Genomic DNA, 13,822 nt, shown 5'->3' on the forward strand with positions numbered 1-13,822 from the left:
TGCCACTGAAATACTTGACATTAGTGTCCGTATGATCTGATTATGAAAGTAATCTATAAATAGGTATGGTTTTGGAAATTCTGGCCTCTTTAGGAAATTCAAGTACCCATTCCCTAGACAGATTTTGGCTTTGTTCATACAAATCTTTTGAAAGAATTAACTCAGATGTGTTTGTTTTTTTTGAAAAACCAAAAATACGGATTCGTTTGGCTCTGAAGGCTTCACTATTTTTGAAGACTTCAGGGCTCCATCTTCCTGAATTTTATTTAGATTTCAAAATTACCGGACCAATCAAGCCTGATTCTTTAAGTTCTTTAGAAATTCCAAACTCACCCGTAGATTGGAGCATCTTTTTCTCTTTTGGGAGTTTTTCATCCCCTATAATCCGGTTATCCCACTGATTGGTCACTCTAATTTCCAGTGTATTAGCACCCGACTTAACAAATTTTGAAATATCAACTTGATACGGTGCTTTCCAGAGTGTTTCAATTTCAACTCCGTTAATCAAAACAACTGCAATATCTTTAACCTTCCCTAAGTCTAATAACAAACCTGAATTAGATGCAATCCATGATTTTTTTACTTCAAAATCTTTGATGTATGTAGCCGTTCCACTAAAATATCTCACCCCATCCTCTTTATGATTTGTCCAAGAAATTAGTTTATCCAAAATTATTGTTTTTGGAGCGCCTGAATTCTCAGGAAAATTTACCGTCCAAAGACCATTAAAATTTATCAAATCGACTGATTTCTTTTCAGCAAGTGTCACTTCCTGTTGTAAAGCAGGTTCTTGAAACACTACAAAAACAGATTCCTGTGGCTCCAAATGTAATTGAACAGAAGTAATTCCGTTTATAATTTTATAGGCAAGAGACTTAGTAGTTCCTTTGTCGGCATACCACAATTCTGGAATTTTACCTTCGATTCTGAACTGAACTTCTAAATCTTCAGTCTGGTTTCTCATATTCAATAAAAAGTAATAATCCGCATTTTCAGTTTTACGGTGCATCCAAGACAACTTCGTATTTGTATGAGGCATGGTATAATCTACATCTTTTTTCAACCCCATTTCTCCAAAAATTCCTGAAAGAGGCGCATTCCAAAAGACTTTTCCTTGACCGAAATTATTTTGATAAATAAATTTCCCGTCAGCCCCACCCCAGACTTCATTCGCTTTTAGAGCTACTTCATTATCTGCATCAGGATAACCTGCTAAGCCAGGAGATTTTTCAGGTTTTGGCCCTACAATGACAGCTCCGTTTTTAACCAATTCGGCAATTTTATTCAATACTGTAAAAGTCATTGACTTTTTCTCAGGAAGTACCAGAACTTTATATCGCATACCACTTGGTAATACCAATTCCCCATTTTCAACTTCAAAACGATTAAGGATTTCAGTATTCACAAAATCATAGTCATAACCGGAAGGAGCTTCATTGCGCAATTTTTCCCAATATGGGACAACCACAGGAATATCTTCACCCAGATAATAAGCAATATCCGCCACAAAACGACCAGATTGCAACATAAACTGATTACGGGAAATATAATCCACAAAAGGCTTGGCCTGTTCTGCCCAGGTTATGTTACGATGAAAGTGTGTTCCTACCATGGTATTACCCGGCCTGGTATCTAATGGCTGATGTGCTGAAGTGTGAAAAATTATCTGATTTATTCCTTGTGTACTCCAATAATCCCCAATGAATTTTAAATCGGCTGGAGCTTCATAACCACCACCAGTCCAAGATTCCGCACCCACCACTTTTTTTCCGTAAATATGTGCTGCCGAAGCTGCCTCCCTAACATCAGCCTGATGCCCATTAAGTCTCTCGTTGGCTCCTCCATAGGCTTTTTGGGTGTCTAAATCAGCAGGTGAAGTCCAACTTCCTTCAACTCCCAAACCTAGCCCCATACCAAATTCTGCCATCGGAATATCTACTGCATTTTTATTGCGCAATGCATCCTGTATAACAGGCATCGAAATACCGGCTACTTCGCCGTAAGTCTTTATACCTTGTTTGTGGGCAAACTCAGTTATTGCCGCATAATGATTGTCAACTAATAAATCGGCTATTGTAAGCCGATAATCCCAGAGGAAACGGTCACTCACTTCAGCACTTTCCACTATTGTTCCAGTCAATATAGGCAAGTATGGAATGGGATCATAGCCTCTCCTTTTTTTAAATTCTGAAGTCATATTTTCGGTCCAATTTTGGGCATCTGCTTCGTAGCTATCTATCAAAAAATATTTCAGACTCTTGCCATACAAATCACCTAAAGCCTCTTTTATAGGTTTCGACCATTGATCCATATAGGATTCCAGATGTTTTTTGTTAAACTTATCAACTTCAAAACCTGTCGCTTCCTCAATAGCAGGCGCATTAGTTGCCCCGGTAAGTGAATACCCTAAACGTAAAACCGTCCAATTTCCTTTTGGCACTTCCCATTCCAAACTTCCATCGGGTTTTAATTTTGATGTTAAATCAATGATATCTTCCTTTTTTATGATAGAAGTCCCTGTAGTTACAGGTGTTGTTATCGTTGTAAAATCAAACAGCGGTGCATAATTAGCCTTATCTTCCCAACGGTTCACTTTTGCTACGGGGCTAAAAATAGCTTCCATCAAATCAAAAGTTGTTGGAGCTGCTTCAGACATTCCAAAACCACCAGTATCATCTGGGCCACCTATTGTTGTAATACCTGAACCTTTCACAAAAACAACTCTAAAAAACCTCCCTCTAACCTCAGGAAATGAAAACGTTCGAACCGGTAAGGCACGAATATCATGTTGAACCCCTGGTAACGATTGAAAAGTCTTGAAATTTTTACCATCATCACTAACTTGTAAATAGCCTGCACGCATGATTCTACTCGGAAACATTCCATCCCCACCTATAGACATCGAAAAGGAACGTATTGTTCGAGGCTTGGCAAATTCATATTGGAAATAAACGGGGCTACCGTCCTTTGGCACATCCAATTCCTGTTTAGTAGTCAAATCATCATCTAACAATGCTTTGGGGTTTATTTCTACTCCTTTATGATTTGTGATTTTTGGCATTAATGTTTGTAATTCCGCTTCGGGGGTTTTGTACGCTAAAACAGCATAGTCATTATAGAATGTTTGTTTTTGATCACCTCCAAAAAAATTAGGGATTTTCGGCAAATTTCGAATAGCCCCATTTACACTAGGCGGCTGAGGCAAAATCTCATTAATCTTTTTTCCACCTGCAAGCTTTGTCTGACTCCAAACCAATTTTTTCATGGCTTCTTTAGGCTTTACCCAAGTTCCACCCGTTTCACTCCAACCAGCAGCAGTCATCAAGGTCATGTCTAAACCCAATCTATCTGCTTCCGCAGCAGTATGCCGTAGTTGTTCCAACCATTCCGGCGATCTGTATTTCACTTTTTTTTCAATGCTTTGTCCACCACCAATCACGACGTCAAATGCATGGAAGCCTCCAATTCCAGATCGTTGCATCCATTCAAGGTCTTTGGTAATTCCCTCTTTGGTTACATTACCGCCCACCCAATGCCACCATACCAATGGTTTTGATTCTTGCGGCGGATTTTTGAAGGCTTCCTCCAGTCTATTTTGACCAAAGGCCATACCAATCATAAGGGTGTAGTAAATAATGAAGCATATTTTGGATTTGTACATGATTTAGTTAATTAGCGAGCTATGCCCATGAATTTATTTTTTAATAATCGTTTTAGGTTTCTACATACAAAATTTAGCATGTAGTTAAAATCAGGATTTTCTTTATATAAAAAATAGGAGGGTACATTATTCTTTACCTTGTTATGTTCGTTAAATAAAGGTTTTACCTAATCCTATAAAATAACTCTTGTCTTGCAGATAAAGATGTACTTCCAATACGTGATTTATTTATAGATCGGACTCAGTTCAGTATCAATAAAATAACGCGTCAACGCCATCGACGCCAAAAGGTCCGGCGTGCCATCAACTTCTATACTCAACCAACCTTTGAACTGGTGTTTTTTCATTAATTTATACAACCCTTTAAAATCCAAAAGTCCTTCTCCAAGTTCCCAAAACCATCTGGTACCATCATCTGTAATTTCTATATCCTGACTATGACGAACCTCATCAGAAAGATTTGGGTTGGCCGTGTCCTTTAAATGAAATGTACTGATGCGGTCATGGTAGGTGTCATAAAACTCCAAAGGATCTTCGCCCATAAGCGCAACCTGAGCGGTATCTAGGCAGTAATGAACGTATCGTGGGTCTGTGAGTTCCAGGTATTCCCTATGGTTTTCTTTATTGATCGCTAGAAAAAACTCATTGTGTATACCGATTTGAACACCTTGGTCTGTTGCATATTTTCCAATTTCCGTAATCACTTTGGCCGCATCCTTTACCTGCGCCCTTGTAAGCGGGCCGTTACCAAAATAATTATTAGTAGGTGCGGAGTTCAAGTGCTTTCCGCCAAACTCTACCAGTTGATCAATTGCACGTTTGCTTTCTGCAATGGTTTGCTCATGATAGCTACTGTCATGCGCCTTATCTATTAAGTGAAACATACCACTTACTTCAACCCCTCTTTCTTTGGCGAATGCCGAAAATTCTTTAGGAGAACCAAAAAGGGGGAGTAGCTCCGGGAAATCCCATGGGGCAAGTTCTATACCATCAAAACCCAACGCTTTTTGGTAGCGAAGAATACGGTCCCAATCAGAATAATACGCGCAATTGGTCTTGTCCTCGTAGTAAAATTCACGAAAATTGTCAATGGTTTTATATGGAATATTCTTCCAGTGATTCATGTTAGAATAGCGAATATTTCTCATTTTCTTATCGTTCTCCATTGGTAATTAATTCATTGTTTATAAAACTGCGTGTTCTCAATAAAGCCCTCATAGGGTCTCGGGTCTGCCTGTTACTGCAAATGACCCATCCTTCATAGTTAGCATCCCTAAGTGCCTTATAACATCCTTTTAAATTAAGATTTCCAAATCCTAGATCACGGAAAACCTGTGTTGCCGCATTTGATGGATATTGTGGGTTTGGGGTTTTCCAAACATCATTATTATCATCGAAAGCGGTATCCGTAAGGTGAACGCTACCGATATTTTTAACTCTACTTTTTAGTTGTTTCTCAGGGTCATTACCCGTTATGTAGATATTAGCTGGGTCGATATCAAAAAGAACACGGGCCTCTAATTGATGTATGAAATCTAAAATTTTATCGCCACGCAACATACTCCAATACTCATTTCTCAAAGTAATTTTAATGCCACCCTCATTGGCCAATTTCCCAAACTCATTGATCATTTGCGAAGTTCTGTTCACAAATTCTTGTAACCACTTTTCATCTTGTATCTTATTTCCATGATAATGTTCAATGAGTCCGTAGGGAGCGGTTGGTGTGATATTGATGTAATCGCAACCTAGCGCAATGGCGTATTTAACAGCTTCGCTTCCAAAATGTCCGGAAGCGCCAAAATAGAAATTCAAATCTGAATTTCTCATGAACATGGTAGGGTCAAAATGAATACCTGCAACTTGATCTATGCCGGCACTTTTTAAATGAGCAATATAGGAATCTACATCACCATATTTAACGTCAATACAGTATTTGGTGAAGGGAACACCTGAGCCGCCACGAAAGATCCAGAAAGGATCAAATGGTATTTCAATCCCTGTAAATCCTGCTGCTTTGACCAAGGGATATAGTTCTTCCCAGTAGTATTTACTTTCCTGTCTGTTTCGGTTGGGTTCTTGGTGATGCATGTTGATCATATCCAAGCTGTAGCCCATTTTTATTTTGGTTTCCATTTAATACAATTCTTCGTTGTGGGTTTCATAAGGTTTTGGAGGTTCAGGCACCAAAGTCTGGATGGTGTCTGGCCTATAGGGTGTATATGGGTGTTTCACTGCCTCTTCTGCAGGTGGCATAAAAACCGGCTTTCCATCGTCCCCAAAATACATTAGGTCCAATTCGAAAGCATGGGTGTTCTTTTCGGCAAAACAGATCCAATTTTCCTCAAAAGGTGCACGACTGAGTTCAAAGCAACGGAATTTCCAAATTTTCCATTCGTCGTCCTGTTTTTTAAAATGAACCGCATATTTGCACCATACCCAGTGTGCCCAAACTCTTTTTCCTTGGACTACTTGAGGGGAAAACATAAAATCGGGCATTTTCTCAGCTTCTTCTATTGTACTAAGACCAGACTCACAACCTGCCATCACCCAAACTCCTTTGGCGGTCTCCCCATCACCGGCCACTTCAATTACCGGGGTGGTGGTGTAATGTAATATAAGTTTGCCCACAGGTTTTGGCCTCCCTTGGTGATATTTTATTACGCTTTCATAGGTTGTATAGATTCCTGCATTGGTATACTGAGCCCTAATGCCGGGTGTACCTTTTTTAACCCACATGGGTATGATATGTTCATCTTCAAAAGCATTGTGATAATACATATATCGGTTAAAAAGATTTTCAATCTCACCTCTGTCATTTGCCCTAGTGGCAATTTTTCGAAGGCTGGCGACTTCCTTTTTTAAAGACTCCAACTGTAGTAGCAATTCGTGTTTACCCATAATAATCTTTTAATCTGTCTAAAATGACTTTCTATTAATATGGCGGAATATTTCGCCAAAAAATAGATAATTGTCATTACAGTAAAAATAAAATTATTGAATCGGCAAAAGTATGCGCAAAAAGTAAATAACTATGCTATTTTCACACTACTACTTATGGTCTTCACCATCGCGAAACTGACCCGGGGTAATACCTGTGTTTTTTTTGAAGAATCGACTAAAGTCACTATGGTTTTTGTTCCCTAATTTAAAGGCGATCTCGCTAATGTTCAGTCCAGATTGTCGCAAAAGACTTTTGGCCTCTATGAGCTGCATTTCGGTCAGAATGGCCAAAGCGGTTTTGCCAATGGTGTTTTTCAAGGCTCTGTTCAAATAGTTTTGCGAGACTCTTAAATAATCGGCATATCCTTTTACGGAGTGGATGTCGTAGATATGTTCCATTAGGGCGTCCTTATAGGCTTGGGTAAGAATGGATGCCCTACTTTTTACCTTTTGGGTATGGGCAGTAAAGCTGTTCAATTTATAGAAAAAGGTCATTAACAGGGAACAGATTACATTGAAATTGCTATGGGACTCTTTTTGATATTCGCCATGAAGCAATTCCATTAAAGACAAGATTTCCGGCATGGATTTCTCTGGTACTTGCACCAGTGCATTGCCCACGTACTGCAAAAATGGAAACTGGGAAAAATTGTCATGGGGAAAACGTGATGGATGAAAGATTTCCATATCAAAATGACAAAAAAAGCCGTCAAGATCATCACTTATAAATTCAGAAGTACGTATTTGGTAGGCTGGCACAAAAAAAACGCTCATGGGTGTAAGTTCATACATATTTAGTCCTTTTGAGCGGATGGACTTACCCTTGGTAATGACCATAAAATCGGATACTGATTTTCGGTAGGGTGGTTGCTTGGCCCCTGCAAAAGGTGCAAAATCCTTTATCCTGTTGATATGGAATTTACGAAAATAGGACTGTGCCGCAATGGTAAGCCTTTTCGGAAACTTGGCATGGATTTCATCTAATTTAAGAAGTAATGAATCCTTATGTTTTTCACGGAATTGATTTGGCATGGCCTAAATGTTGTGACTTATATTTTCTTTAAAATAAGGATTTTTGTTGACATTCATTTTCTTTGTTTTACCCAGAATAAAATGGACGCTACCATAATTACCAATCCCCCCACCAATACCGGGTAATGAGTGCCCAATGCAAGAATAAAACCACCAATAAGGGGGGGGACTAATTGTCCCACAGAATTAACAGACTGATTTATTCCCAAAACCTCACCCTGTCTATGGTCTGGTGCCTCATTGGACACCAAGGCCGTTAGGTTAGGGGACGTAAGGCCAAAGGCTATGGCTATCAAGGCATTGACTGTGTACGCCAAAACTACATTATCAGAAAAAACCAATAGGATCACCAAAACTGTCAAAATAGGAATGGTAATGCTCAACAGTTTTCTTTGGTCAATTTTACCTGAAAGTATGCGTACCAAAAAAGACTGCGTAAAGGTCATCCAAATACCTATCCAAAGAAAAAGAAACCCAACCTCCTTTACGGAAAATCCTAAATCGCGATATAAAATAATGGAATAAAACTGCGTGAAAAATGTAAAGCCTAGTTGAATGAATAGAACAATGGTGAGTATACCTCTTAATTTTGGTATTCTAAACACTTTAGCGATATTCTTGATGCCTTCAAATACAGATATTTTTTTCTCCGATTTATTCTTTAAGGTTTCAGGAAAAAACAATCGTACCAAGATGAGGTTAATCAAGGTTAGCAAGGCGGTAAACCAAAATGGGGTTGCATAGCTAAACCATGAAACTATGGTATTGTCTGCCAAGAAACCACCAACACCTGGTCCTATGGTAAAACCCAGTCCAAATGCAGCACCTACAAGTCCAAAATTCTTGGCCCTGTCCTGAGGCTTGCTTATATCTGCTAGGGAAGAATAAATAACAGCCAAGTTGCCCCCCATAAAACCAGGTATCATTCTAGCGATGAAAAGTAACCAGAAAATACCCGCGCTTATAGCCCATCCAAACAATAAATAACCCATGAAAGCCCCAATGAGTGAAATAGTTAGGATAGGTCGGCGTCCATATTTATCGGAAAATGCACCAAGGATAGGCGCCCCAATAAATTGCATAACAGAATAGGAACCTATTAAAAGGCCATAGAACATAGAACGGATTTCAACGCTCGAAAATTCGAACGGGGCGTTATCTCCTTCAAAAAGTGCCGGTATTACGGGAATAATTATAGTAATGCCCAACAGATCTAAAAAGACCGCCAATAAAATAACGAATATATATTTTCCCTTTGTAGAATCTTGTTGCAGTGTCATGGTCAAAAAGGTTGTTTAGAGAGAAGCAAGATATAGGTAAGGATGATGCTATACCATACATCTTGATACTTAAAACTTATGATCGTGATAAGAGAAAACTATTACATTTATTATAGAGGTGTGTTCATTTTACGCCATGGCCCCACCATCGGCAGCTAGAGCGATTCCGGTTATAAAACTGGATCGGTCCGAACATAACCATAAAATCACATCGGCAATTTCTTGTGGTGTTCCCATGCGTTTCATCGCTTGGAAATTTATGGCGGCCTGTCTAGCATCTTCATTATGGGCCAATTTCCGTCTACCTTCCATGATCATGGGTGTTTCTATGGCCGTAGGGCAAATGGCGTTTACCCTGATGTTATCTGTCGCATATTCTTTTGCGGCCGTGCGGGTGAGTCCCACCACCCCATGTTTTGATGCAGCATAGGGAGCATTCTCGGGTTGTGCTATTAAACCGGCTGCCGAAGAAAGGTTTACAATGTTTCCCCCACCATTTTTCAACATTTGACCAAGTTGGTATTTCATACAGTACCATGTGCCCGTAAGGTTCACATTAATCTGTTGGTGCCAGAATTCCTCTGGATACTCATGGATTCTTTTGGAAACCGGACCGGCGACCCCAGCTATATTGGCAGCACAATCCAATCGGCCATAGGTTGCGACAGTTTGTTCAATGGCCTTTTTTACCGCTGCGCCATTTGAAATATCCAAGGCTATCACCATAGCCTCCCCACCTTGGGCCAAGACTTCATCTTTTGTGTTTAAGGCATTCTTTTCATCGATATCGCATAAGACCACTTTTCCGCCCTCCCGGGAAAAGGATAACGCCGTAGCTTTTCCTATGCCAGAACCTGCACCCGTGATAAAACATATTTTGTTCTCGAATCTTTTCATTTAGGATTAAATTGACTTACCTCTATACCACTTCCGATAGGAAGCAAGATTGAAGTAAAATTTGTATTGTTTCGTATATGGTCTTGATACTCTTTTGCTTCTTTATGGTGGTGTGGCGGAAATAGCATGTTATCTCCCAATACCCAGGCCCCTTTGTTCAATTTGGCATAAAAGGCATTTAGGCAGGGCACATAAAGTTCTTTCCAAATATCCACCAACACAAAGTCAAAGGTTTCCTTGGCCTTTTTAATGCTTTCCAAAGCGTCACCTACCCTAAATTCAACATAATTTGACAAACCGGCTTCATTTATTTTTTCTTTGGCATACTGTACTTTTTCATCATCAATTTCTAAGGTGATAACTTTACCCCCTGTATTTTGGGCGGCTTCTGCCAACCACAAGGTAGAATAGCCATAGGAAGTGCCAATTTCCAAAATGGTTTTTGACTTGGCCGATTTTGCCAACGTATTCAAGAAGGTGGCCACATCTTCACCCACTGAGAGCAAGAATTCATCCCTTCGTTTCATCCCTTCTTCTTTTTGGAGTGAGGCCATGAGTTGGTTTTCTATTGCCATACGCCCATGGTAGGCTGCCAAGACTTTTTTGAAGTTTTTATCTGGTTCCATATCAATGTTCCATAAATTCTGGCAAGGGTTCACCGTTTACTCCAAAGGGTTTGGCCTCAATTAAAACAAATATAATCCTGCATATTTCTGTACTGCTCGGATTTTTCCATTTATGTATGGTACCTCGCTGTATTATGATTTCACCAGGCCCAACTTTTTTGGTAACATCCTTATCTAGTTCCAGTTCAATCTCCCCATTAATAACAATTCCATAATCAATACTATCACTACGGTGCATTGGTGAAGAGGCCCCGGGAAGCATGTCCACTACCCTGATTACAGACCCTCCTTTTAAAGTTGTTCCCGCATCACGATAGCGCCCATCGGTTTCATCATTGCAATCTGCAGGTACGGTTTCCGTGGTCCAGATTGTGGCCATGGCCGCGTCGCCTGTAGGGATGACCAAAGGTTCAATACTTTCGTCTATGGCAAAAATAGCCGTACCATCCTTGGTATGCCCGGTGACTATCCTTCTAATTTGGTTCATGGTAAATACATTTTTTCGTAATTAAAATCAGTATATTTTTACAGCAAGGACTGAAATCTAATCGCATAGGGGTAAATTGAATTAAATGGATTCATTTTACTATTGTCTTTCATTGGAATATTTATAATCAATTACCATCACTGATAGTGGTTCCCCCGTCAATAATAAGATTTTGACCCGTAATGAAGGCGCCTGCTTTTGAGGCCAATAACAAGGCCATACCGGCCACTTCTTGGGTTGTACCAATTCTTCGTAAGGGGGTAAGGGCAATTCTCTTGGCCATTACCTCCGGATCACTGGTCATGGGTTTTGCAAATTCTGTATCAATGACCCCCGGGGAAATGGCATTTGCCCTAATATTGTCAGGTCCAAATTCAACAGCTAAATTTCTTGCCAATTGGGTCAATCCCGCTTTTGAAATACCATACAGGCCAATATTTTTATTACCCCTTATACTAGACAAACTAGAAAGATAGATCAATACACCATCTTTGTTTTTTTGCATGGTCGGGATCACTTTTTTGGTGAGATAAATAGCTGATTGCAAGTTAAGTTGCATGGTCTTTTCAAACGAAACAGCATTTATATCCATAAATCCACCGGGGATAGCTATGCCTACACAGCTCATCAAAATATCAATTTCACCCACTTGGTTATGTATTTGAGCGAATAGGGAATCTATTGCGTTTTTATCTGCGACATCGCATGGCATGGCAAAGGCATTTATGCCTTTATCCTTAAATTCATGAACCGTTTTGACACAGCCTTTGGTATCCTCGCTAGAAACAATAACAGTGGCACCATGCACGCCCAAAGCTTCGGCAATGGCTTTGCCCATACCGCTACTGGCGCCGGTAACTAATGCATTTTTTCCGTTAAGGTCAAATAGGTCCTTCATAATTTTTTGCCCATTTTTAGATGTTGTATTTCATCATGCAGTGGAAGATTAAATTCTATAAAAACAAATATTTCTGTTGTTCAGCAGTACTACATTTTTCTATTATATAGCTTTTAAGTCAATTTCCAAAAAGTCTTTGACCAGAGGTAACCATTGCTTTTGAATAAAAGACTGGTGTTCAGCGTGATCGTTATAACGGTGATAGGCTTCAAGGGTATCAAACGCCATGGATATGCTATATTGAAAAGTGTTCTTTGCGTTAAATTGCCGCAAAATTTCTAAGTCTTTAACACCAACTATCAATGACAGGTTATTGGTAGACTTAAAAAAATCATGCTGTTCAGTTGGGGTGATGTCCTCCCTAAAATTGAATAATACGGAATGTTTTATCATAGTTCTTTTTTTAAATGAATATGGATCTTAATCCATAATGGCACACTACTGTAAAACGGAAATAGTAGCGCAATAGGCGTCATTTTCCTTTCAATTTTTTCATAAAATCACTAAATGCAGGTCTAAACTCCTCAAACAAAACATTGTCGCTGTTTTTAAGCATTACCTCACTGAAGAGTTTTAGGCCTATGGCAAATTCCACGGATTGTTGGGGTGTTTTGAACATGTCACGCGCTTTCATGAGCGCTATGATATCAAAAATATTATCGTGATTGTCAAACTCAAATTCAATGGGTTCATAAACAGTAGTAACAGGTTTAACAGTTTCTAGAAGTTCAAGATTTAATTTATATGTATTTGTTCTTTTTTTCATATTTAATTTAGGTATCCAAATAATGAGGGAATTCTTTATGTTGTCCTAGGGTCTCTTTTAACTTAAAGGCAAACAGTACCCCAATAAAGGCCAGCGCTGCCGAGACCCACAAAAAAGCGGAAGGATGTATGGTGTCCGAAAGAATTCCAGCTAGAGCAGGTACAATAACACCTCCTACTATTTCGCCCACGCCCATTATTAGCCCCATGGCCTTTGCCCTTAAATGGGGAGGCACAGCCTCTGAAGGTAGGACGGCAGCTACCATGGCCAAACAACCCATCATAAAATAGGTGATGAACATGGCAGGTAAATGAAATACCGTACCGTTGAGAAAGTAAACAGCAAATGGATAAAGTATACCTATACCCATAAACACGAACATTATTTTTTTACGACCAAATTTATCGGACAAAGCTGGAACGATGATGGAAGCTAGCAAACCGGACACCCCCAAAAGCCCCATAGTCTTTCCCATTTCGTCTGGACTCATGCCTTGTGCTTCCACAAAATATTTAGAAATGAAGGGAAGTGTTGCAAACCACCATCCAAAAACACAACAGGCCACAGGAATTCCCCATTTCACATTGTTATATTTCAATAACTCTTTAAAACTTACTGATGATTCCTCTTTTTTTCCTAGGCTTTCTGCGGTTGATTTTTTAATGTACAACCATGAAACCAAACCAAGAACAAGCCCAGGAATACCCGCTATATAAAAGGCATTTCTCCATCCAATGTTTTCTGCTATGGCCACTAAAATGACCGGAGCCAATATAGATCCGAACAACGCGGAACCCACGCCTTGTAAAATGCCGGCATTTAGTCCTAAACGATTTGGGGAAGACTCCTTTTCCACAAAATTTTGTGCCAAGGGAATAACGGCACCTTCAGACAGTCCCATCACAAGTCGTGCCACCAAAAGCCCGAGAAAGGATATGGCAATTCCTGTTCCAAAAGAGCACAATGAAAATATAATAACGGCCGCAATGAAAACCAATTTCTTTTTGTTATTGGTCTCGGCCCAAGCCGTAGAAAAATAACTGGAAAACGCCCATGCCAATGATAGGGCACCGGCCAGCAAACCAATTTGAGTATCACTTAGCGCAATATCCTGAACAACGAACGGGATCAAGAAATTAAGGGCTAAGCGATCAAAGAACAAACATCCGAACACTAAGGCCATTAAGGCTACAAGTCCGTTTTCATAAGAGAATATTTTTTTCATTTTACTC

13 protein-coding genes are annotated in these 13,822 nt (G+C 39.6%); all 13 read right to left on the reverse strand.

Annotated elements, in window-relative coordinates:
- Positions 1-262: 262 nt before the first annotated feature.
- Positions 263-3,661, reverse strand: coding sequence for a glycosyl hydrolase (locus ACOCEA_RS13460; RefSeq protein ID WP_420756772.1), 3,399 nt, complete (start codon positions 3,659-3,661; stop codon positions 263-265).
- A gap of 224 nt (positions 3,662-3,885) precedes the next feature.
- Positions 3,886-4,827: a sugar phosphate isomerase/epimerase family protein gene (locus ACOCEA_RS13465; RefSeq protein ID WP_420756773.1), complete on the reverse strand. Its 942-nt coding sequence runs from the start codon at positions 4,825-4,827 to the stop codon at positions 3,886-3,888.
- A complete protein-coding gene (locus tag ACOCEA_RS13470) occupies positions 4,814-5,797 on the reverse strand; it encodes a sugar phosphate isomerase/epimerase family protein (RefSeq protein ID WP_420756774.1) in 984 nt (327 codons plus the stop codon). Before ACOCEA_RS13470 ends, ACOCEA_RS13465 begins: the two co-directional genes overlap by 14 nt.
- Entirely contained in the window at positions 5,798-6,562 is a 765-nt protein-coding gene (locus ACOCEA_RS13475) for a nuclear transport factor 2 family protein (RefSeq protein ID WP_420756775.1), read from the reverse strand.
- 150 nt (positions 6,563-6,712) lie between these two features.
- Positions 6,713-7,636 carry a helix-turn-helix transcriptional regulator gene (locus ACOCEA_RS13480; RefSeq protein ID WP_420756776.1) on the reverse strand — a complete coding sequence of 308 codons (924 nt, stop codon included), beginning with the start codon at positions 7,634-7,636 and terminating at the stop codon, positions 6,713-6,715.
- A 53-nt stretch (positions 7,637-7,689) separates the two neighbouring features.
- Positions 7,690-8,916, reverse strand: coding sequence for an MFS transporter (locus ACOCEA_RS13485; protein ID WP_420756777.1), 1,227 nt, complete (start codon positions 8,914-8,916; stop codon positions 7,690-7,692).
- A 129-nt stretch (positions 8,917-9,045) separates the two neighbouring features.
- Positions 9,046-9,813 carry an SDR family NAD(P)-dependent oxidoreductase gene (locus ACOCEA_RS13490; protein WP_420756778.1) on the reverse strand — a complete coding sequence of 256 codons (768 nt, stop codon included), beginning with the start codon at positions 9,811-9,813 and terminating at the stop codon, positions 9,046-9,048.
- Entirely contained in the window at positions 9,810-10,439 is a 630-nt protein-coding gene (locus tag ACOCEA_RS13495) for an O-methyltransferase (protein WP_420756779.1), read from the reverse strand. Before ACOCEA_RS13495 ends, ACOCEA_RS13490 begins: the two co-directional genes overlap by 4 nt.
- Before the next feature lies 1 nt (position 10,440).
- Positions 10,441-10,926, reverse strand: a complete 486-nt coding sequence (locus ACOCEA_RS13500; RefSeq protein WP_420756780.1) for a cupin domain-containing protein — start codon at positions 10,924-10,926, stop codon at positions 10,441-10,443.
- Positions 10,927-11,053: 127 nt separating this feature from the next.
- Positions 11,054-11,824, reverse strand: coding sequence for an SDR family NAD(P)-dependent oxidoreductase (locus ACOCEA_RS13505; RefSeq protein WP_420756781.1), 771 nt, complete (start codon positions 11,822-11,824; stop codon positions 11,054-11,056).
- A gap of 102 nt (positions 11,825-11,926) precedes the next feature.
- The gene (locus ACOCEA_RS13510) at positions 11,927-12,217 is read right to left on the reverse strand and encodes a Dabb family protein (protein ID WP_420756782.1); all 291 of its coding nucleotides are present in this window, start codon (positions 12,215-12,217) and stop codon (positions 11,927-11,929) included.
- Positions 12,218-12,296: 79 nt separating this feature from the next.
- Positions 12,297-12,590: a DUF3861 domain-containing protein gene (locus tag ACOCEA_RS13515; RefSeq protein ID WP_420756783.1), complete on the reverse strand. Its 294-nt coding sequence runs from the start codon at positions 12,588-12,590 to the stop codon at positions 12,297-12,299.
- Positions 12,591-12,597: 7 nt separating this feature from the next.
- Complete coding sequence (locus ACOCEA_RS13520) at positions 12,598-13,815, reverse strand: MFS transporter (protein WP_420756784.1); 1,218 nt, start codon at positions 13,813-13,815, stop codon at positions 12,598-12,600.
- Positions 13,816-13,822: the final 7 nt, after the last annotated feature.

The organism is Maribacter luteocoastalis (genome assembly GCF_048890225.1).
GTDB classification, from domain to species: domain Bacteria; phylum Bacteroidota; class Bacteroidia; order Flavobacteriales; family Flavobacteriaceae; genus Maribacter; species Maribacter luteocoastalis.